The sequence below is a fragment of the Microcoleus sp. S36b_A4 genome, from assembly GCF_036700645.1.
GTDB lineage: Bacteria > Cyanobacteriota > Cyanobacteriia > Cyanobacteriales > Microcoleaceae > Microcoleus.
Genome location: NZ_JAUBPI010000001.1, coordinates 187,577 through 209,516 on the forward strand (window position 1 = coordinate 187,577; position 21,940 = coordinate 209,516).

Here is a 21,940-nt window from a genome sequence, read left to right on the forward strand (position 1 = left end):
TTAACTCAAACAAATCACTGTTGACTGACTACTGACTATTAACTAATTTATTAAAAGCTGACTGAGCCGCTGCTTGTTCCGCCGCTTTGATCGATCGACCTTTTCCCTCTGCTACCAACTTTCCCTGAATGAGAACTTCTGCGGTAAAACGATCCTCCCCCCCCTGCACTGTCCCGGTTTCTTGCACGCTATATTTGGGCAAAGTTTTGTATTTGCCTTGAGTCAACTCTTGGAGAGCAGCTTTGTAGTTTTGGCGGGCAGGATCACTGCGGATTTCTGTCGCTAAGCGTTGAAAGTGAGAATCTAGCCAAGGGCGAATTAATTCTAAGCTCTGGGTACTCAAATAAAGCGCAGCCAGTACCGCTTCCAAAGCATCTGCCAGCCGGGGTTCAGCGCCTGTTTTGTCTGCGGCGGCGCTGCTGGAAACAATTAAATAGCGATCGAAGCCGTAACTTTCAGCGATTTTAGCAAGAATGCGATCGCTCACCAAGATCGATCGAATAGCAGCAAATTCCCCCACTGTACAGTCAGGATAAATCTCAAACAACAATTCCGACGCAGCCAGCCGCACAACTGCATCCCCGACAAACTCTAGTTGCTCGTAATTTGCCTTAGCTGACGCGCTCGCATGGGTCAAAGCTAAATCGAGGAGATGCCATTTTATCGAAGCATTCTTCGTCAGTCCCAATTTTTGAATTAATATTTCAAGTTGCTTTTGGCGACCCGGATAAATCATACCATTTTAGATTTTAGATTTTAGATTTTAGAAGTGGCAATCACGGATGACTATCCGGGTTGGGAGGTTTTCAAAAGTGACATTATTTTTTTTAACTGGTATCAGATTCATATTAATAAAAAACTTTTCCTTAACAAACTCAATATTCCTCCCGGTGCTTATGGTGCACCTTACCCAAAATCTTCCTCCCGGTGTGCAGTGCACACCTTTCCCAACATAAAACAGGTCTAAAGGATTGGTCAACCTGATTTCCCAGCGGTAATTTTAATTAAATGGGGGGGAAAAAGTCGGACATAAGCCGGGTTCTGTTCTCTCAACTGCAAGCAGTTTTCGAGGGCAGTTATCTATCTGGGACGCCTGTTACCAGACGCCTCAAGCGGTACCAAAAAACGGAACTGGTAAAAAACCAACCATAGTCCCTCCGACCTTGCTCCCAACTGGGGTTTACCGAGCCAGCACCTCTCGATGCTGCTGGTGCGCTCTTACCGCACCTTTGCACCCTTACCAAATTAGTTGTTGCTTCCCAGTCAAAAATCCTCAGTTACTTACTAACGACCCATGACTGCTGACTAATGACTAATTGGCGGTATCTTTCTGTGGCACTATCCTCACGATCGCTCGCACTGGGCGTTACCCAGCAAGTTTGGTTTTTCGAGAGCCCGGACTTTCCTCAGACAAGCTTTCGCTAATCCGCAACCGCCTGCGCCTACTTTTTCCCCAGATTTATTGTACGCGATCGTTCGTCAATCAATTTGGGATTTGAGATGGAATATTTTAACTTGTCGCCCACTTAACTTGGACATTTGTGTTTATTCTCACATCTGGCACTATTGTCAATAAGCTTTTTATGAAGAGGCTTTCCGGCCTGTTCCACAATCAAGTTTATTTTTTGTGGAACAGGCCGGAAAGCCTGTTAAGCCAGAATGGTGAAACATCTCAGTTTATTCAAACTCTTGTACGGTGGGCCCGAAGCCCGCCCAACAATTAAATTTCCCTGCAACTCCCTTAAAATCACTCACTGATGAATCAGGAGGCACAAAAGTTGGCAATTATCATACAAGGATTTATCGCACGGATTCAACTAGGGGCAGGAAACCTTTTCACCTAACAGGATTTTGAATTTTTCAATCTTTAATCCCCAATCTTAAATGTTCAATTCGGTTACTTTAATGAGTCATCTTTGATAGTAGAAAAATTATCAAACCAGCCACGCCGCCAGAAGAAGTAAACTAAACCAGAGGCGATTCCTACCATCACCGCCCAACACAGCGGATAGCCAAAATACCAATTCAGTTCCGGCATATTCCAGGGCGATTTCTCTGTATTGAAATTCATCCCGTATACTCCTGCCACAAAAGTTAGAGGAATAAAAATACTGGAAATAACCGTCAGCAACTTCATGATTTCATTCATTTTATTACCAACCGAAGACAAGTAAACATCCATCAAACCCGAAGACAACTCTCGATAGGTTTCCACCATATCCATCACCTGTACCGTGTGATCGTAACAGTCCCGCAGGTAAATTCGCACTTCTGGACTAATCAAATCACTGCTATCTCGAATCAAAACATTAATTGCATCCCTCTGCGGCCAAATGGCGCGGCGCAGAGTCAGCAATTCTCGCCGGATTTTATAGATTTTCTCCAGGGTTTTGCGCGTGGGGTTCACCACCACTTCATCCTCTAATTCTTCAATGCGCTCTCCGTAAACTTCTAATACAGGGAAGAATCCATCTATAATGGAATCTAACAAAGTATAAGCCAAATAATCTGCTCCGTGTTTGCGAATCATGCCTTGTCCTTTACGAATGCGATCGCGCACTGGTTCAAAACAATCATAGTCCGGTTCTTCCTGAACAGTTAGCAGGTAATGCTTGCCCAAAATAAAACTTACTTGTTCTTTATGAAAAGTATCTGATTCTGGATGCAGCATCACCATCCAAGCAATGATTAAAATGTGTTCTTCATAGTCTACAACTTTCGGTCGCTGGGGAACATTAACTACATCTTCCTGAGCCATTACGTGCAAATTAAATACTTCGGCCATTTGCCGCCAAGTTTCTTTGTTTCCCAATCCCAACATATCAACCCAAGAAACAGATGCTGTATCTAAATACGCAGCAGCTTTTTGAGGATTTGCCAAGTGGGCGCGAGTAGCTGCTGTGTCGCAATAGTCAATTAATACAATCTCTGGAGGCGGCGCATCTGGTTCTAAGTCGAGAGTTCCCGGCGGAGCCCCCTGATCGTCATAAAAATAGTCAACATAGGAATCATCATTTTCTTCTTCTTTAATTTGTTTTGCAGCGGCACTAGAAGTATGTATGCTTTTGTATACCATGCTAATATTCCTGACTTTTAGAACCTTTAATTAGATTATCATTTTTCTCGTGCAACTACCAATTACCAATAACTCATTACCTCTGCCGAATTGGAATCTCGATCGCAAATTCAGTTCCCTCTCCAGGCGCGGAAATGCACTGCAGCGTCCCTCCGTGTCTTTCCACCACAATCTGATAGGAGATAGACAGTCCCAAACCTGTACCTTTGCCTACTGGTTTAGTAGTAAAAAACGGGTCAAATACCCGACACTTAACAGACTCTACCATGCCATACCCGTTATCTGAAATTACGATCGCCACCCGATTGTTCTCCAACACATTCGTGCGAATCCGAATCAAGGGCAATGTGTCGCAAGTTAAAGGTAAACCAGCCAAATCTTGCCGTTCTTCTTCCGAATAACTCGCTAATTCCAGCTTCCTATTCCTGACATTCGCTAAAGCATCAACAGCATTATTTAAAATATTCATAAACACTTGATTTAACTGTCCCACGTAGCACTGTATCTGCGGCAATTCCCCATATTCTTTAACTATTTGAATGTGACGATTTCTGCCATTTTCTTTAATCTTGTGTTGCAAAATTAATAGAGCACTCTCTATTCCTTCGTGAATATTAACACGCTTAAGATCTGATTCTTCCAGGCGGGAAAAGTTACGCAAAGACAGAACAATTTGGCGAATCCTATCTGCTCCGGTTTGAATTGAATTCAGCAGGTGCGGGAAATCCTCTTTCATGAATTCTAGTTCTATTTTTTCTGCAAAATCTTGGATAACAGCAACAGGTTCCGGGTAGTGTGTTTGGTACAAACTGCACAGTTCCAGCAAGTTTTTGGCATACTCACTAGCGTAAGTGATATTACCGTAAATAAAACTGACAGGATTATTGATTTCGTGAGCAATCCCCGCCACTAGCTGTCCCAAACCCGACATTTTTTCCGCTTGAATTAGTTGAGCTTGAGTCCTGCCTAATTGTTTCAATGTTTGCTCTAGCTGGCGATTTTTATGTTTTAATTGAGCTTCGGCTTGTTTGCGCTTGGTAATATTGCGTGCTAGAATAATAATCTGATCTGAATTAAACGGCAATAGTCGGGCTTCATAAGTTGTTTCTCCTTCCGACATGGAAAGCGAATATTCTATATCGATTGAATTTCTTGTTTCGGAAACTTCAAAGATTGCTTGGGCAAATTGGCCTGCGACATTCCGTGGCAATACGTCTGTCATTCGTTGACCCATAAAATGTTCGGGAGGTACGTATAAACTCGAGGAAGTTCCTGACAAATAATCCACGATTATACCCTCAGCATCTAGTCGAAAATACAAATCAGGCAAAGCGCGAAAAACCGCTTCTAACTCTAAAGTTTTTTGGCGCAGTGCTTCCTCAGCGTAGTAGCGATCGCTAATATCAAAAATTACCCCGTCCAAATAGCAAACGTTTCCCTCTGCGTCGAACACAGGAGAACCTTTATCCCACAGCCATTTAACCGTGCCGTCTGCTGCTAGCAAGCGGTATTCCAAGTTATAAGACTCTTTGTTTTCTATGCCTTGCCGAATAGTTGCTTCTACTTTTGCCAAATCTTCCGGATAAATAATGCTAGCAAAACTCCGACCTCTCCTGTCCAAAAGCCAAATAAAATCTGCTGCCGGGTAGCCGGTTAATAAGTAAACGGCATCGCTAATAAAATTAGTCGAAAAATCGCACTGCCAGCGATAAACAACTCCGGGAATATTAGCAACCAAAGACCTAAATCTTGATTCACTTCTACGCAAAGCTGCTTCCGATTCATGTCGTTCGGTAATATCGTGAGCGAAAGCTAGCACTGCAAATACATTACCTTCAGCGTCGCGCAGGGGAAGTTTTTGCGTATCAAAAATATGTACTGAACCGTCAGCAATAGTTGCCGGTTCGCAGGGATTGTGGATAATTTCGCCGGCCAGTACAGCAGAGTCGTCTGTGCGGAAGCCTCGGATATTTTGGGCGGAATTCCCAAAAACAATATCTTCTGAAAATCCTAACTCTAAATCTGATTTGTCAATGATTTCTTCTACTGTTTTACCGATCGCTTGAGCGAAACTCCTGTTGACCAGAATATAACGAAAATTTTTGTCTTTGGCAAAAATCCAGTCGCTGGTTTTGTCTATTACTGTGCGTAGGAGTTGTTCGGAACGTTCAGTTTTTTCCAAAGAAGCCTGCAGTTCTAGTTCTAGGCGCTTGCGAGCAGTAATGTTTTCAAAAGCAACACCGATACAGTTGTTGGGTAATGGAAAAGCTTTAATAGAAAAAGCGCGAGTTATGCGGCCGCCTTCATCGCAGTCAATATCTTCAAGTTCTACGGCTTTCTGGGTGCGAATTACCGAAGCAAATGCTTGAGGAATGTTTTTCGATCGCAGTTGGGGAAAAATCTCGTCGATTGTCATTCCCAAAACATCAGCCATTTCTAATCCGGTAAATAGGGTAGCTGCAGGATTGGAGGCGATCGCCCTGAGAGTGCTGTCATCGTCTATATTTTCTAAATGGTAGACGTACAAACCAATTTGCATATTCTCGACAATTTGGTCGTAGAGGCGCACGCTTTCGTCTACCTGCCTGCGTTCGGTAATATCTTCAGTAATCCCCAAAACGTACTGAGGACGGCCTGCGGCGTCGAGAATTGGCACTTTGCGGGTGTGCAGTATTCTCATACCTTTGTGGCGAGTTTGGATCGGCTCTTCGGCGATGTCTTTAACAGTAGACTGATTGTGATGACCGGTCAATATTTCTCTGTCTTGAGCAGTAAAAACATCAGCTTGTTCTTTGGGGTAAATATCATAGTCATTTTTGCCGATCGCCTCTTGAGAGGTAACACCTGCGATCGTTTCTCCCGCTTTATTCCACAGCACAAATTTCAGCGAAGAAGCATCTTTAGCAAAAACTCCCACCGGTAGATTTTCTACTACGGAATTGAGAAAGCCTCTAGCTGATTTTAATTCAGCTTCTGCACGCTTGCGTTCGATGCCTAAAGCGATGACATCGGCAACCGATGCTAAAGTTTCCTGAAAAGGTGCTGTCAGCGGCTGGCGGCTGATAATTACCATGACTCCCACCAGCCGTTCTTCGACTATCAAAGGGTAGCCGGCGAAAGTTAGAATTTGCTTGGGGATTGGGCAATTTGTCGGCTTTTTGCTGGTGTTGAGAAGTGCTACTTCGGAACTGTGTACCTCTTTTGATTTCGCAGATTCTTCCTCTGGAAGTCCAAAATTATTCAGTTCAAATCCGCAGTCAAATTCAGGTTTTTGCTGTTGGGCGATCGAGTTAACCTTATTTTCAATAAAGCTAGCACGATCGTCTGTGCGGCTGTAGATTCCCGATGAGGCTTGCAATTGGCAAACATTATGTTGAGAGTTGAAAGTCCAAATTTCAGCCGAAGCGACATCAAGATTCCGCACCATTGCCTCGCAGCAGGGAAGCAGGATATCTTGAGGGTGTTTGGTGAGGGCAATACCGACATCGGCTACCATTGCTGTGAGGCGAGAAGCTTGGGCTTTTTCTGCTTCCAACCGTTTGCGATCGGTGATATCTTCCACCAAAGAAAGCACGGTAAAAGTATCGCCACTGCGAATAATCGAGTTGAACCAGCGACACCAAATTACCTGTCCGCTTTTAGTATAGTTGCGGTTAATCGAAGTATTGCCGTTGCCGGTGGCTAGTTCCAGCTCGATCGCGCTTACAGCCTCTCTATCTTCCTCGCAAATCAAAGCCAAATCGCCGAACTGCTTGCCCATCATATCATCGGATGTCCAGCCAAAGATTTCCTCGGCGCGTTTCGACCACTGAACGATCCGAAAATCTTCATCCCAGCCTACCATTGCCAGCGGACTGTTAGCTGCATTCAACCACAGTAAATGGTTCGATCGGCGCAACTGTTGAGTTTTCTGCTGCTGCCAGCGGTAATGCCTGGTGATATCTCTACCGACGCCCAAAACCCGCATCTGCTTGCTAGAGGCATCCACCGCTGGCGTATAAGCAGTTTCGTAAATTTTAATCCCGCCGTCTGCCGTCGTCACCTCATGAATTGCCAGCCGTTTTTCCCCGGTAATAAATACTTGTTGCAGGCAAGAATCAATCTGCGAGATTATATTTTTGACAGCAGCATTATTGGGATATAATTTTAATAATTCCTGATTAGTTTGGTTGACTATTTCAGCAGGCTCCAATCCCATCCAAGCAGCAGCGACAGGATTGATGGATAGGTACTTTTGCTGTCGATCGCACTCTAGGAAAGCATCAACAGAGTTAGAGAAAAAAGACTGAAACGAGTTGATAACTTCCTGCATGGGTATTTTTTCATGAGAAAAGCTTAGTATTGTGGAAACCTCGTGTCTAAAGACCGATCGAGGTAGCACTCATCAGGCAGTTTTCACCGCCTTGAATATTGATTATTGCTACACAGGGCTACTTGGTCACTTGGTACTTTTGTGATCTACTTTCAACGGAACAATTACCGTTTCAAATATTTTACGCGATATCGTATAGCAGCTTGAGCTTAGACCCATAATTTTGATAACGTAATCAGTTAAGACGATAGCTGGTCAACTATGTCTTTTGATTAGGGCATAAAGCCCCATCTCTTCCGAGCGGGGTGCTGACTTGCTTAAGCTCTAAAATTTTCCTAAAGTTAGTTTAACCCACTCAAATCTTTTTGGGCACTTTACTACTGCGTTTCCCAGTGCAATTTTCGGCGCTGTTGCCTATAATACAAAAATTGTAAAGAAATAGTATTTTTGGGAATATAGCTTAATTAGAGCAGATGGTCTTTTTTTAAACCAGACCCAGCGGATACAAAAGCGAGATGAAGAGACCGGGAGACGGGGAGGTGGGCAGAGGTCAATCCACAACCTGCGAGAAAAATGCTTAAGAAATGCCGGACAGCTTACCGATTCCCAATCCCCAATTCCCAATTCCCAATTCCCAATTCCCAATTCGGTAATCTGAAAGCGGTTTGGCAGTACGCCCAGCAAAGAACGCAAGCCGTGCAAAGCCATGTAACATAAAGATTGCGATATTTTTCTATGTAATATGGAACTATTAGATACCTTGATTGTGGGTGCAGGTATTAGCGGTTTGAGTTTGGCGCACGCACTTCACAAGGAAGCAACGAATCCATCCTCGCTGAGGATTTTAGTCGCTGAGAGTCAGGGACGTGTGGGCGGGAACATCACCACTGTGACAGCCGAAGGGTTTCTCTGGGAGGAGGGCCCGAACAGTTTTTCGCCGACGCCGGAATTGATGAAGTTGGCTGTGGATGTGGGATTGAAGCAAGAGTTGATTTTTGCCGATCGCAAATTGCCTCGTTTTGTGTATTGGCAAAAAAAGCTGCAAGCGGTGCCGATGACTCCACCGGCGATAATTCAGTCTCAGTTACTGAGTTTTCCGGGAAAACTGCGGGCGTTGTTCGGGGCTTTGGGGTTTGTCGGGCCGGCAATGGGCGATCGACTTTCGCAGCAGGGTGACGAGGAAACTGTTTCTCAATTTTTCCGCCGTCATCTGGGGCAGGAAGTGATGCAGCGGTTGGTGGAACCTTTTGTTTCTGGGGTTTATGCCGGCGATCCGCAACAACTTAGCGCGGCGGCGGCTTTTGGGCGGGTAACGAAGATGGCTGATGTGGGTGGCGGGCTGGTGGCGGGGGCGCTGCTTTCTGCTAGGAAAAGACCGAAGAAATTGCCTGCAGACCCGAATGTTCCTAAAACTAGGCCGGGGGAGTTGGGTTCGTTCAAACAGGGGTTGAAGGCTTTGCCAGAGGCGATCGCTGCTCAATTGGGCGATCGAGTGAAACTCAACTGGCATCTGACTCGCCTCGATCGTACAGAACGCGAAACTTATATTGCTGTATTCTCGACGCCTGACGGACAGCAGGAAGTTGAGGCGCGCACCGTGGTTTTGACAACGCCGGCTTACGTTACAGCCGATTTGTTGCAGCCTCTGCAACCGGAAGTTAGCAGTGCTTTACACGCTTTTACTTATCCTACGGTGGCCTGCGTTGTTTTAGCATATCCGCACTCTGATGTCAAGGGTAAATTAGTAGGTTTTGGAAATTTAATTCCGAGGGGGCAGGGAATTCGCACTCTGGGGACGATTTGGACATCAAGTTTATTTGCCGATCGCACACCTGCGGGCTGGCACACTCTCACCAGTTTCATCGGCGGGGCTACAGACTCGGAAATTGGCAATCTTGACTCTGAACAAATCGTTCGGGAGGTGCACCGAGATTTGTCTCGGATTTTGCTGAAACCAGATGTGCCACAGCCTAAAGTTTTAGCGGTGAACGTGTGGAAGCGGGCAATTCCTCAGTACAATTTGGGGCATTTCGATCGCCTGCAACAAATCGATGAAGGCTTAAAATCTTTGCCGGGGGTGTATTTGTGCAGTAACTACGTTGGCGGCGTGGCTTTGGGAGATTGCGTGCGAAGGGGTTTCGATCTTGCACGAGAAGTGGGCGACTATTTGCAGAAAAAACAATCAGATACTCGATCGATCTGAATTCTTGTGTGGGGAGGGCGGGTTTGCAAATATCGAGTATGTTAATCAGAGATATTGGTGAACCCGCCCCTAGAGCCGAAAGGCGAATGTTACTAGGTTGTGGGTTCAAACTTGTAACCCACCCCCCGGACGGTTTGAATCATCGGCATTTGATTGGGATCTAGTTCAATTTTGCGGCGAATTTGACCGATATGGACATCCACCACGCGATCGGCTCCTACATACTCGTAGTCCCACACTTCATGCAGCAATTCCGATCGCCTCCACACGCGACCGGGTTTGCTAGCCAAACAGTACAGCAGGTCAAATTCTAAAGCAGTCAAAGCAACTATCTGGCTGCCGAGAATTACCTCGCGGCGAACCGGATCTATTAGTAGCTCTCCAAAAGTAAGAGTTTGTTGTTCGGCGGGAGTAACAATGCGTTTGCGCTTCAAAATTGCTGCAACGCGAGCTCCAATCTCTACAAGACTAAAAGGTTTAGTAATGTAGTCGTCAGCACCTTCGGCAAACCCTTTCATTTTGTCAGCTTCATCGGTTCGGGCAGTCAGCATCAACACAAATACACCCGTGCGTCTTTGCATTTCTTGACACAGTTTGTAGCCAGTTGTATCAGGTAAATTTACATCTAGAACTACTAAGTCAGGATTGAGTTGCTCAAATAATTCCAGACCAGTCTGACCGTCCTCGCCAGACTCTACTTGATAACCTTGCTGGCTCAAAAAACGGTGAATCAAATTTCGGATTGCCGGGTCGTCATCAACCACAAGGATTTTTACAGGGGCCATGACCACAAGTTTGCTTGAAGAATTAGGCAAGAATATTCAGCCATAATAATAGAAAACTGGATACAAATCTCGAAAAAATTGAGCTTTTAATAGTTATAGCCCTATTTATAACCTACGCAAAATTTCAGGCAATAAATCTCCCGGAACTTTGGATAAGGCTAAATTTTGGCCTGGCAGCCCACATTCACTATAGAAAGCTCTAATCGTTTTGACAATATAGCTCAATGCTGTTTGCCGGGAATCAGCAGCTTGGGAGTTTGCCGCGGCTTGCAAGTTGAGTTTATCCCCATATGTTAACCCTTTGTCATTGAGATTTTGTCCCCATTCGGCACACACTTGCAACTGATGGTGCAGTGCTGCTTCTAGATGGCTTGTCTGTGCGACTTTGTTAGTGGCGAAATCTGGGTCGATGGCTAGTTGATAGTGGGCTAGTCCGAGATTGTTGCGGGCGGCCAAGGCGTCAAAGGTGAGTTTGGTTCGATCGATCTCTGCGGCGATATCCAGGGCGGCTTCGTAGGCGGTAATCGCCTGCTGCAATGATTCCGTCCGCGCTTGTTTCTGCTGAAACTGGTTTGCCAAATGCCAATAAGCCGTACCGAGATTGTTGTACGTGGCGGCTGCTGCTGCGGGTACTAATTCTCGGGTGCGGTATTTCAATGCTTCGCGGTAGGCGGAAATCGCCCTGACTAGCAGGGGTTCTGAGGGTTGGTGCTGGGCGAGGTTCCAGCAGGCGGTACCGAGGTTGTTTTGCACTCCGGCATAGTTAAGGGGTTCTCGTTCGGGACTGTAGCAGGAGAGGGCTTGGGTGTAAGCTGCGATCGCACTTTTGAGATATACGATCGGCTCACCATCTTGAGCTAAATTCCAGTATGCTGTTGCCAAATTATTCTGAGCAGCAGCGTACTGCTGAGGCTCCACGGCGGGGTCTAGATCCAGCAGCGCTTGTTGGTAAGCTGCAACTGCGTGCTGCAAGTTCTCTGTCTTGTCTCGATAGCGGGCTAAATCGGCCGAGGCGATTCCCAAATTTTTGTTTAATCTAACGCGGGTTTGGGGTACGGTTTCGGCATCTGTTCGGTTCAAACCTTCAAGGTAGAGGGCGATGCTGCGTTCAAGGCTGGATACCGGATCTGAGGCGTTGAGGGCATTGGTGCGATCGCGCGATAGCATCCAATAGAGAGTGCCGAGATCGTTGAGAAGATCGGAAATTGGCGGTAGGCTGTTGGACTCCTGGGCGTACTGAGTTAAATTTTCTGTCAATTGGGCAATCAGCCGCGCGCATTCCTCAGTTAGTGGTTGATTTTGCTGCGAGTTGGTGTCAACGTCGAGATACGCAATCACTTGTTCGATCGCGCGAATGGCGATTGTCAGGTTTTGCTCTGAAACGTCTCCGCCCAGAATGCGATCGCGGTAGTAATTTCCCAAACCGTGATATGCCAAAGCCAATGCTTCGGAACAACACTGATGTTCTTGCAGCAGTTCGATGTATTGCAGGGTTTGCAGCGGCAGAAAATTCTCCTCTGATGCAGCATCATTTTCGCCTTCCAAATCCTCAGAAGCCGCTGCTAGCACCAAATCTGCCAGTTGGATGGATGGAGAATCTGGCGCTGGGGACGGGGGATGGGAAATTGGCGATGGTTCCTCATCTGCCAGTTGGACGGATTGAGAATCTGGCGCTGGAGACGGGAGATAGGAAATTGGGGATTGTTCGTCGGCAATTGGGGATTGTCCAGACAAAGAAGATATTAAAAGTTTGTTACCAAAATCTCCGCTGTCCCGCAGGTTTCGCAAGTCTCCTGAGTTGCCTAAGTCCTCAAAGTGCCCGAAGTCTCCCTTAGCTGGAGTTGGTTCGCCTTCAAACTCAAATACTCCGGTTCGCCAGTGCCAAAATTCCGGGGCCGATTGTTCGATCGAACTTAGCCAGGGCCGCGACACCCACAGCAACAGAGTAGACTCGCACATTTGCAGGTTTGCTTCGATGTCTCTCAAATAGCTCAGGAACGACCACTGCACGGCTGCTGACTGCCTGGTCAGGTGTTCGGCCCCAAGAATTTGAAATCCCGGCACAGGGCTGTAGCTGCCCCTGTTTTGCGGCGGTGGGTGTTGGGTCAGCCACGCGGCGATCGAACCCCAAGGATTTGGATCGCTCAAGTCGAGTTCCAAACTGACAAATCGGGGGTAGTCGATCGGGGAGCGAGGATGTGAGCCTGCGCTCTCTGCGGCTAATTCTGTCTGCAAGCGGGCGGCTAGACAGTCCCGCAAGCACAAGTCGTCGCAGGCGGCAATAAAAATTTGACGGCGTAAATTGAGGTCGATCGCCTGTTTCAAGCGTTGATAGATCAGCTTGTTTGAGCTAGAAACTTTTTGGGAAGGAATAGACATCAGGAGCAGCCGATTTTAGATTTTAGATTTTAGGTTTTAGGTTTTAGATTTGGGATTGTAGATTTTAGATTGTAGAGTTGAGAGTTGAAATCTCGATCGCTCATAACTCACAACTAAGCCCCGAAGGCAGTCAATCGATTTTAGATTTGAGATTTTAGATTTTAGATTGAAGCCTTGACCGCACGGATAAATTCGGGGGCTCCTTTATCGGATACAGGTTTTTTATTTCTGGGCCCTGAGTCTGCTTTCGGAATAAATCCGGGGGCTTGTATCCTGGATGCTTGATTGTCAATCGCACCGTTGATGACTAAAGGATTGTAGATTTTCAATTGGCAATTTTATGTGGGTGGCAAACCAGTGTGATTAAGTGCAACCCATGTCCCTGAACCCGACAGCCGAGAGGAAAACACCAAATTTATGCTGGTCTTATTTAGCTTTCCAGCTCGCTTGGCACGCTTCAGGATTATCGCAACTACCTGCTTTGTATTGAAACACAAAAACCATGTTTCCTTGGGAAAGGAAAACATGGTTTCTCGAAGGATTATTTAAAATTGCGATTTGAAGCAGCTTTGAGTCTCAGGCCAGTTTTCAGACGGAGGCAGCCACGTACACCAAACCGGCGACTAACATGGCTGCTGCAATACCCATGATGATGTAGTTGCGTTGCTGATTTTTGTTGGGAGGTACGGCTTCATACACCTTCGGCTCTTTAGCAAAGTTGTTCAGGCGTCCATCGTCATCTTTGATGTAAGGCATCAGTCACAATCCTTAATATTTTTGATGTTTACAACTCTACCAAAAAAGCGCCCAGGAAAATTCAGGAATTTATTTGGAGGTGACAGTGCCTGTTTGGGGGGAAGAGGCGATGGCGTAATCTTTGATCGGCATTCTGCCTGCTAAGTACGCCATCCGCCCCGCTTCTGCTGCCATGGACATTGCTTTTGCCATTGCCGGGGAATTTTGGGCATTGGCGATCGCGGAATTAATCAACAGTGCATCGGCTCCCATTTCCATTGCTCGCGCCGCTTCGCTGGGCGTTCCGATCCCCGCATCGACAACCACAGGAATATTTACCGTGTCAATAATTATTTGAATGTTGGCCGCATTGTTGATCCCTTGCCCTGAACCGATGGGCGAACCTAAAGGCATGACTGTCGCACAACCGACTTCTTCTAGGCGTTTTGCCAGCAGGGGATCGGCATTGATGTAGGGCAAAACGGCAAAACCTTCTTTGACTAATTGTTCTGCGGCTTCCAAAGTGCCGATCGGATCTGGCAGCAAATATTTAGCATCGGGAATCACTTCTAACTTGACAAAATTATTGTCTTCTTGCCCTAAAAGTTTCGCCATTTCCCGGCCTAAACGAGCTACTCTAATCGCCTCATCCGCAGTTTGACAACCGGCAGTATTGGGCAGCATCCAAATTTTAGTCCAATCGAGAGCCTCTGCCAATCCTTCATGGCCGGGAGCATTTGTTTGCACTCGCCGCACAGCCACGGTAACAATTTCGCACCTGCTAGCGTTGACACTTTGCTGCATTTCTGCAATGCTGCGATATTTTCCCGTCCCCGTCATCAAGCGAGAATGAAAAGTTTTGCCGGCAATAATTAGAGGTTTGTCTAAAGATGGCATTTCTGTATCTACTGGATAGCCAAAAATGCTGTACTCAAGTGCCTCTTCCCAGTTTTTTCTGCCTCCCAGCATTGCTTCAAGCTGCCAACCTTCTTTATTTGTCAGCTCATCGCGGGTAACTGCATAAAGAATTTGCCCAACAGTTATCAATTTGGCATCTCGCGGCATATTATTTTTTAATCCTCTTTGTATAATTTCTTCAAACTCATTAAAAACGTCTTCCATTTTCCCATTCCTCCCTAGTAATTTCTTGAGATTCTTCGCTATTGAATACTAATATAATGCTCTGAATCCGTTGTGTGTCGTCCCAATAAAAAGCTTTTCTGATGCCGTCGTTTACCTTCCAAAACTCGTAACTCTTTCGGTTTACGTGAAAAATAACCGTTACTGCACCTTGTTTTTTTGCTCTACTGATGCCTTCTTGCACTCGGTCTCTGATGTTTTGAGTCTGTTCTGTCAACTCCTTAAGTTCGCAAATCTCACCGTCTATCTCAGCATCTGGCGTTCTGACACCCTCTGCTGCTTGCTCGCTCAACATTCTAACTCTCTTCCCTATTTTAGCCAAAACTTCAGCAATAAAGATTTCCGAATTATTAAGATTATGTTGTTGGTGAATTAGCACAAATCCGCCAGCTATCTCATCAAAATAATATCGCCGATATTCTGGTTCTGCATTTTCGTAGATGGCTCTGCTTGTTTCGATATATTCTGAATTCACCGTTACTATACTCTCAATGGACTCGGATCGGGTAGAGTTAAAGGTATGAAATCAACTGTTGAGCAACTGGCTAAAATTGGAATATTTACCAGCTTAAACCAAACTGAATTAGAGCGATTGCAAGAACATACAGCAATTCAGACTTACCGACAGGGAGAAATTGTGATGTATGAGGGCGATCGCATCCCCGAAAAATTATACACTCTTTTGAGCGGTTCTCTGCGGGTTGCAAAAACAGCGGCGGCGGGCAAAGAAACAATTCTCCGCACTTTATTTCAGGGAGATATTTTTGCCGCACCTGCTTTGCTAGGCAACGGCATTGCCCCCGCAACGGTGACTGCAGAAACGGAGGTGGAAGTTCTTACCACAGAACGGGAAGTTTTGCTAGCAGCAATTCGAGAAAATCCTGAGATTGCCTTGCGAATATTGGCGGTGTTTAATCAGCGGTTGCAGCAACTGCACGAGACAGTGCACGGTTTGGTGTCGGAAAGGGCGATCGTGCGGCTGGCCCGATTTATTCATTACTTTGGCGTCGAGCAAGGTAGGAAAATGGCGGATAATAGTGTATGTTTAGAAAAACGTTTTCCCTACTATCAAATTGCTCGCAGTATTGGAATTACCTACGAAGAATGCGTGCGGTTATTTAAGAAACTCAAGCCGTTTGTTTCCTACAGTCGAGGCGGTAAAATTATTGTATTGGATTGGGAAAAATTGGAGTATATCGCCTCTGGAGATGACATAGACTAAATGTTAAAATCCCAATTCTTGTAGTGCGGGTTTCACAAACAATATTTGAGTGCAACTCACTATCTATATAAAACCGCCCCCCACAATCTGTGAATCGGGGCGGGTTTATGAGATTATTGATTTTAGGCAAGTATGAAACCCGCCCCCCAAGCAATATTGCGGAAATTAATTAGCCTCGGAAAGTGTCAAAATAAACGCCAAATTTTCTTCTGCTTTCAAAGCGTGAAGAGCTTTACCGGGCATGAAGATAAACACCCCCGGTTCCAAAACAATATCCTTGCCTTCTAAAGTCAAAATTCCCTTTCCTTCGAGTACATTGACTGTGGCATTCCGTGCAGAGGAGTGTTCCGAAATTTCCGTTCCTGCCGCCAGACAAAATAAACTGTACTGACAATTATTGTCTTTGACTAAAATTTTGTTCAGCACTCCTGCAGCGGGATATTCAATTGCGTCTCGGAGTTGGATTGCTGAAGATTGTAGCGGTAAAAGAGTAGTAGTCATAGTTTTTGACAATTAATTAATTTGGTCACAAGTCTCGAATTTATCAGTGGCTTCACTTTCTTCAATCGAAAATCGATTGAGTCGGTTAAGATTGTTTTTTGGCCGAGAGAACGATGTAGCCCAGATCCTGTTGGTAATGCTGGAAAACTCGACGCATTGCTAAGATACGATCGCGAATTTGCGATCGACTTAAAATATTCCACACAATCCGCACAGTACCCACCAACCCTTCATCTTGCAGCATTCGCGACAAATTTAGGAGGCCCATCGCCCCAGTTTGACACTTTTCTACTTGCAAACCCGCGTTTTGGTAAACAGCAATCCAGCCAGACTCAGACAAAGGCGTTGAATTAGCCCGAGTCACTTCTGATAAAGCTTTTTGAATTTCTGATTCTCGGTTTCTAGCTAAAAGTTCGTGAGAGAGAAACTTGCCGCCTGGTTTTAAACGATCGCAAATTCCCGATACAATTTTAGCTTTCCCCGACGGTGACTGCATTGTCAGGATAGCTTCAGCCAACACCCAATCAAACTGTTGGGAAATCCGATCTAAGTGAAAAATATCTCCTTCCACAATTTCCACTCGATCGCTCAAACCCGCTGCTGCAACATTAGCACGAGCGCGGGCCACACTGTCGGGATTTTTCTCAACTCCCACTACTTTTACGCCAAAACGTTCAGCCAGGGCGATCGAACTATATCCAAAACTAGCAGCCAACTCCAAAACAGTCTCCCCAGGCTGAAAATCCGCCCATTCAAATAACTGTTCCGTAGCAAATTTCCCCCCCGGCCTCAACATTTTCTTACCCGCCGCGGCCAGAACTTCATGTCCGGGTGCAGTCTTAAAATTCAGAGCAGTATTGGTCATTAAATTGACCTCCTATGTAACCTTACTCTCAGTTTGCCAAATTCTCCCAAATCTTTCTATGATCTAGCTCATATTCAAATTATCGTAGGCTGATGAACCCTACAATATCAGGAACTATACCATGTCCGCCCCTCAACAATTCGGACTGTTTTTGATTGCCCACAATGGTTTCAGTCGAAAGCCCAAAACCCGTACTCGTTGTAGTAGAACTTATTTCTATTAATCCTGCCAACGAATTTGCTTTAAGAAACAATTGTCTCATTCCGCTCTTTAAAACATTGCTGCAACACAGAAACAGGCAGCTCATTCAATTGACCAGCTCGCACAAATTCAGCATAAGTATCAGCCTCTATAGCCTCCAAATCCCCTTTGAGTTTGTCGATAGTCATTTGCCGCAGTTCAGGAGATCGATCGTACATTTGATTGATTTCTGCTTGCAGCAAGTTTAATTTTTCTTGAAGCTGACTCACGAGATGATTAGAAAACTCAGGCTCGATTTTACGATCGCTCGATTCTTCAGATAGATGCTTGAGAACCCGATTGAGAGCAACACGTTGGGCGATCGCCTCCAGATACTGCTGACGCAACTCCTGGTTGCTCAACAACCCCAATTTTTCCAGCAGCGCCTTGGTGGTTAAACCTTGTACTAGCAGCGTAAATAAAACTACGCCAAACACGATCGCAATAATTTTTTGCCGCTCTGGGAAAACCTCCGGCACGCTCAAAGCCAAAGCAATCGATACAGAACCCCGCAATCCTCCCCACCAAATCACAGTTCTATCAGCTAATGAAATTTCAGATTTTGCCAACCTATTGCTCAACCATCCTAAACCAAAAATAGCGATCGCTCGCGTGACAAACATCGCCGCCACAGTTATGCCAATGACTCCTAAATTCGCTCCCAAACCAGCAAAACTAATTCGATCGCCAATCAGCAGGAACATGATCGAATTTACAAAAAACGCCACAAAATCCCAAAATTGTGTTACCGCCAGTCTGGTACTGGGTTGCATACCGATACGAGAGCCAAAATTTCCAAATATCAAGCCCATCACCACCACACCAATCACCCCAGAACCGCCCAATTCCTCAACAATTATATAAGTGCCGTAGGCTGAAACTAAGGTTAACGATTGCTCCACCAAAGGTAAATCAAACCGTTGGGTGAGATAGGAGATACCAAAACCAATCGCACTCCCGACAGTAATCCCAATTCCCACAAAAGCTAAGAAACGCCCCACCAGAAATGGGATGCCAACTTCATCCGTCCCTAAAGAGAATCCCACCAAAAAGCTAAAGGCAACAACCGCAATGCCATCATTAAATAAACTCTCTCCCTCCACCAGCAAAGCGAGGCGTTTTTCAACTCCCAGTTCCCGGAACAATGCAATAACTGAAACAGGATCTGTCGCAGATATACTAGCTCCTACCAACAGGGCGATTCCTAAAGAAACTCCCGCTATTTGGTTGAGAGCAAAAGCCACGCCAGCAACGGAAATAACAACACCCAAAACCGCATAAAGAGCGATCGGCACTAAATCCCGCTTGAGTTTAGACCATTCCAGATTCCAAGCAGCTTCAAACAAAAGAGGCGGCAAAAAAATCAACAGAATCAGTTCGGGCGAGAGCGACACCAATCGCACATCTATAAAAGCCAAGCCCAACCCGACAATTACTAAAAGCAGCGTGTAGGGAATTTGGCGCAACCAGCCCCATAGTTGCGGCAGTATCGCCACACTTAAGGAAACTAATAGCACTAAAAGAAATTTCTTCAGATTGCCCTCGATAGTCGCTTCGTTAATTAGAGTTTCTGGGGTCATATAATTAGGAATCAAATAGTTAAGGCTTCGGTTTCGAGCGGGACTTATTCAGCGTCGAGCGCCGCACTTCTTCAACTTGACTGACTTGAAAAATTAGGGTAAAGGGTTGACCCATTTCTTTTTCGACAAATGCTTCTAAAAGCTGCACTTGTTTGGGTGTCAAAGCTTCGCTGCTGCGAACAATCAGACGAACCTCCGGCGGTTTTGTCAACCAGTTAGTATCAGTTTTAATCAGTTCCACCCGTTGAAAAGTGATAGTTCGGTTAAGCAGCGCCCGCTTCAGACTGACTTCTAGTTGCGCTTGCTCGATCAATTCCGCAAAACTCACCCCCAGAGGAATCACAAGTATAGCCGTCAATGCTAGCGCCCAAAAGAGGGCTTTACGGGCGCGATGCAGGGGCGTGTAGCCGGCAATTAAAGAAGTTAGCATACAGGAGAGAGTAATCCCCAGCAAATTAGTAAGATACAGGAGGCTTGCTCCCAAACTGAGCGACCAATTAGCTTGAGATAAGCCTAAACCTATAACACAAATTGGTGGCATGAGAGCCACGGCGATCGCAGTCCCCGCCAGAGTAGCAGAAACTTTGGGCTGAACTTTCGCATAGCCGCTGATTCCGCCAGCGGCGATCGCAATTCCTAAGTCTAGTAATGTAGGTTTAGAACGAGCTAGAACTTCGCTCCCAAAGTCGGGAAGTTGTACCAAAGCGCCCAAAAAACAAGCTAGAAAAATTGCTAGCACCGTCCCGACTGCTAATGCAACTAAACCTTTGCGGAAGAGGAGAACGTTACCTTCTACCGCTCCAAATGCTAACCCTCGAATTGGCAACATCAGAGGGGCGATGATCATAGCACCGATGATGACGGCCGCACTGTTGGAAAGCAGTCCAAAGGTGGCGATTATACAGGAGCCGAGAATTAAGACTAGATAGTTAATATCTAGGGTTGATTCTTCCAACAAGTCAACTCGTATTTGCTTTAAATGCTCTCGAGGAATCCTGCTCCCGGTGAAATATTTAAGACGGTCTCGAATATTGTTGAGCAAAATAATCTCCTTAAATCGGGGGCTTGTATCCGTATGCAGGTAAGGTCAGTCGATTTTAGATTTTAGATTTTAAATTTTAGATTTTAAATTTACTCCACTGATGAATCTGGTAGCTTGAACAAAAGTCCAAAATTTGGGGCTACCCAGTCGATTTGAGATTTGAGATTTGAGATTTACTCCACAGATGAATCTAGGATCTTGAACTAGGGTCTAAAATTTGGGGTGACTCACGAGAAGAGTCGGGGGCTTGTCTCCCTGTGCAGGTGCAGTCAAAAGAATCAAAATCCCAGCCAGCAAGTTTTCGAGGATGTCCCAGAATCCGAAAGCAATTATCGCGTCGCTAATAGCCACCAGTTGAATCACATTCCGTGCATGGAATGACGGGAGGGCGATGAATAACGCGATCGACAATAATTGATTTATAATCAAGATATATACTCCACCCCAATAATACCGAATCATGCTCGCAGAAGCAAACGCCACACTTTGGCCTAGTCTAATTACTGTTTCAGCATTAATTCTCTACTTCGTTGTTACCATCAACGTCGGCAGAGCTAGATTCAAATACAAAGTTTCTCCCCCGCAGATGACAGGAAACCCAGACTTTGAGCGAGTGGTGCGAGTTCAGCAAAATACCTTAGAGCAAATGATTCTATTTTTGCCCTCGCTGTGGCTGTTCTCGCAATTTATTAGCCCAGTTTGGGGCGCAGGTATCGGCGCAGTTTGGATAATTGGACGCATTTTGTTTGCTTGGGGTTACTATCAAGCGGCTGAAAAAAGAGCGGCAGGATTTGGCATTAGCACCTTAGCTACTTTAGCTCTGCTTGGTGGTTCATTAACAGGCATAATTATGTCGCTGCTGAAGGTTGGAGCGTAAATTCTGATCGACATAATTATTTTTCTACTCGTTTCCACGTTATGCCTGGTAACGCATATCCGGAGGCTCTGCCTCCAATTTTCCTGCTAAAAAAGCGAGGCACAGCCTCTCGACAGCGGTTCCCTGGCAGAGCCAGGGAACCAGTTAAATCCAAGTTTTTCAATTACTTTCAGGAGTAAATATGTCAGAAACCAACAAACCCGTATTTGAAATTAACCCACAACTTTTTCAGCAGCTTGTCGAGTGGCAAGAAAAACTTGAACAAGAAGATGAATTAGTAAGCGAGTCAGAAGACGAGAAACCACTTGAGGTAAAAAATCCTCCTGACAGTTATGAACAGCATTCTCAAACAGATAATTTCTAGCTGGTGGCTAGCAGCATCTTTTGCATTTCCGGCTGCTGTCTCGGCTCAATCGCTGACAGCAAGCCAAATTCAGCAAGTCAATAGCGGTTTATTTCGTTCTAACTCTCAAGATTTCTATCAGCAAGGAAATCGCCAACTGGAAAGAGAAATCGCAACTTTGTTGCAAAAAAAAGTCACTTCCGAAGGCAAGATTCTGGAGATTGATGAAAAATTGCTCTCTCAGCTTTGCAGCCAAGTTAAAATAAATTCGCACAATTTTGACACAGTAAATGCTGTTAAGATTGCTGATTTTAAGGCAAAATTAACAGATAGTTGTAGGCAAAATTAAAATAAAAGTGAGGTAAAAATCCAAGTTTTAGTGTTGATGGATAAAGAAGGAATGACCACGTTGAAACTAGCCATGCTGAAAGCGCAAACTGCCGCTCAATTGGCGGCAATAATTATTGATTACACTCATGAGGAAATGATGCTAGTTTTTTATGAGCTAGAATGGGAACAACAGGCGAAAATTAAGGATATTTGGAAGACGGTTAGTTAAAGTAGGTGGAAATCAGAGGTTTTAATTTTTAACCGCAGATGTAAGCCGATAGACGCGGATGAACGCAGATTGAATTTGGTT

Annotated in this window: 19 protein-coding genes and 1 other RNA gene; 6 read left to right on the forward strand and 14 right to left on the reverse strand. The window is 45.4% G+C overall.

What is annotated here, in order from left to right; translation table 11 throughout:
* Positions 1 to 28 precede the first annotated feature (28 nt).
* The 4 genes from rnc to QUA03_RS00815 all read right to left on the reverse strand — a co-directional run bounded on the left by rnc (position 29) and on the right by QUA03_RS00815 (position 7,388).
* A complete protein-coding gene (gene rnc, locus QUA03_RS00800) occupies positions 29 to 736 on the reverse strand; it encodes a ribonuclease III (protein ID WP_333208894.1) in 708 nt (235 codons plus the stop codon).
* Positions 737 to 1,015: 279 nt separating this feature from the next.
* Positions 1,016 to 1,449, reverse strand: an RNA gene (gene rnpB, locus QUA03_RS00805) — RNase P RNA component class A.
* A gap of 448 nt (positions 1,450 to 1,897) precedes the next feature.
* Complete coding sequence (corA, locus tag QUA03_RS00810) at positions 1,898 to 3,076, reverse strand: magnesium/cobalt transporter CorA (RefSeq protein ID WP_333208896.1); 1,179 nt, start codon at positions 3,074 to 3,076, stop codon at positions 1,898 to 1,900.
* Positions 3,077 to 3,152: 76 nt separating this feature from the next.
* Positions 3,153 to 7,388, reverse strand: a complete 4,236-nt coding sequence (locus QUA03_RS00815; RefSeq protein ID WP_333208898.1) for a PAS domain-containing protein — start codon at positions 7,386 to 7,388, stop codon at positions 3,153 to 3,155.
* A gap of 742 nt (positions 7,389 to 8,130) precedes the next feature.
* Between QUA03_RS00815 and hemG the strand changes: the two genes are divergently transcribed.
* Complete coding sequence (gene hemG, locus QUA03_RS00820; RefSeq protein WP_333208901.1) at positions 8,131 to 9,591, forward strand: protoporphyrinogen oxidase; 1,461 nt, start codon at positions 8,131 to 8,133, stop codon at positions 9,589 to 9,591.
* Between the two features lie 92 nt (positions 9,592 to 9,683).
* Here hemG and QUA03_RS00825 read toward each other — a convergent pair whose 3' ends face one another.
* The 5 genes from QUA03_RS00825 to QUA03_RS00845 form a co-directional block, all read right to left on the reverse strand.
* Positions 9,684 to 10,376 carry a response regulator transcription factor gene (locus tag QUA03_RS00825; protein WP_333059446.1) on the reverse strand — a complete coding sequence of 231 codons (693 nt, stop codon included), beginning with the start codon at positions 10,374 to 10,376 and terminating at the stop codon, positions 9,684 to 9,686.
* Between the two features lie 105 nt (positions 10,377 to 10,481).
* Positions 10,482 to 12,755 (reverse strand): hypothetical protein, encoded by a 2,274-nt coding sequence (locus QUA03_RS00830; protein ID WP_333208903.1) that lies wholly within the window; start codon positions 12,753 to 12,755, stop codon positions 10,482 to 10,484.
* 588 nt (positions 12,756 to 13,343) lie between these two features.
* Positions 13,344 to 13,511, reverse strand: a complete 168-nt coding sequence (gene psb34, locus QUA03_RS00835) for a photosystem II assembly protein Psb34 (RefSeq protein ID WP_106333461.1) — start codon at positions 13,509 to 13,511, stop codon at positions 13,344 to 13,346.
* Positions 13,512 to 13,580: 69 nt separating this feature from the next.
* A complete protein-coding gene (locus tag QUA03_RS00840) occupies positions 13,581 to 14,387 on the reverse strand; it encodes a thiazole synthase (protein ID WP_333208941.1) in 807 nt (268 codons plus the stop codon).
* A 208-nt stretch (positions 14,388 to 14,595) separates the two neighbouring features.
* Positions 14,596 to 15,105 carry a CdiA C-terminal domain-containing protein gene (locus tag QUA03_RS00845; RefSeq protein ID WP_333208904.1) on the reverse strand — a complete coding sequence of 170 codons (510 nt, stop codon included), beginning with the start codon at positions 15,103 to 15,105 and terminating at the stop codon, positions 14,596 to 14,598.
* 45 nt (positions 15,106 to 15,150) lie between these two features.
* Between QUA03_RS00845 and QUA03_RS00850 the strand changes: the two genes are divergently transcribed.
* Positions 15,151 to 15,852: a Crp/Fnr family transcriptional regulator gene (locus QUA03_RS00850; RefSeq protein WP_333208906.1), complete on the forward strand. Its 702-nt coding sequence runs from the start codon at positions 15,151 to 15,153 to the stop codon at positions 15,850 to 15,852.
* Between the two features lie 165 nt (positions 15,853 to 16,017).
* Here the strand turns inward: QUA03_RS00850 and QUA03_RS00855 are convergent, their stop codons facing one another.
* The 5 genes from QUA03_RS00855 to QUA03_RS00875 all read right to left on the reverse strand — a co-directional run bounded on the left by QUA03_RS00855 (position 16,018) and on the right by QUA03_RS00875 (position 20,509).
* Entirely contained in the window at positions 16,018 to 16,353 is a 336-nt protein-coding gene (locus QUA03_RS00855; RefSeq protein ID WP_333208908.1) for a cupin domain-containing protein, read from the reverse strand.
* An 85-nt stretch (positions 16,354 to 16,438) separates the two neighbouring features.
* A complete protein-coding gene (locus QUA03_RS00860) occupies positions 16,439 to 17,218 on the reverse strand; it encodes a class I SAM-dependent methyltransferase (protein WP_333208910.1) in 780 nt (259 codons plus the stop codon).
* A gap of 242 nt (positions 17,219 to 17,460) precedes the next feature.
* Positions 17,461 to 19,038, reverse strand: coding sequence for a sodium:proton antiporter (locus QUA03_RS00865; RefSeq protein WP_333208912.1), 1,578 nt, complete (start codon positions 19,036 to 19,038; stop codon positions 17,461 to 17,463).
* 19 nt (positions 19,039 to 19,057) lie between these two features.
* Positions 19,058 to 19,996 (reverse strand): DUF389 domain-containing protein, encoded by a 939-nt coding sequence (locus tag QUA03_RS00870; protein ID WP_333208913.1) that lies wholly within the window; start codon positions 19,994 to 19,996, stop codon positions 19,058 to 19,060.
* A 294-nt stretch (positions 19,997 to 20,290) separates the two neighbouring features.
* Entirely contained in the window at positions 20,291 to 20,509 is a 219-nt protein-coding gene (locus tag QUA03_RS00875) for a hypothetical protein (RefSeq protein WP_333208915.1), read from the reverse strand.
* A gap of 31 nt (positions 20,510 to 20,540) precedes the next feature.
* Between QUA03_RS00875 and QUA03_RS00880 the strand changes: the two genes are divergently transcribed.
* The 4 genes from QUA03_RS00880 (at position 20,541) to QUA03_RS00895 (ending at position 21,859) form a co-directional block, all read left to right on the forward strand.
* On the forward strand, positions 20,541 to 20,957 hold the full coding sequence (locus QUA03_RS00880) for an MAPEG family protein (protein WP_333208917.1): 417 nt from the start codon (positions 20,541 to 20,543) through the stop codon (positions 20,955 to 20,957).
* A 181-nt stretch (positions 20,958 to 21,138) separates the two neighbouring features.
* Positions 21,139 to 21,321, forward strand: a complete 183-nt coding sequence (locus QUA03_RS00885) for a hypothetical protein (protein ID WP_333208919.1) — start codon at positions 21,139 to 21,141, stop codon at positions 21,319 to 21,321.
* Complete coding sequence (locus QUA03_RS00890) at positions 21,290 to 21,649, forward strand: hypothetical protein (protein ID WP_333208921.1); 360 nt, start codon at positions 21,290 to 21,292, stop codon at positions 21,647 to 21,649. The genes QUA03_RS00885 and QUA03_RS00890 overlap by 32 nt, the downstream gene beginning before the upstream one ends.
* 51 nt (positions 21,650 to 21,700) lie before the next feature.
* Complete coding sequence (locus tag QUA03_RS00895; protein ID WP_333085191.1) at positions 21,701 to 21,859, forward strand: hypothetical protein; 159 nt, start codon at positions 21,701 to 21,703, stop codon at positions 21,857 to 21,859.
* The last annotated feature ends 81 nt before the right edge of the window (positions 21,860 to 21,940 follow it).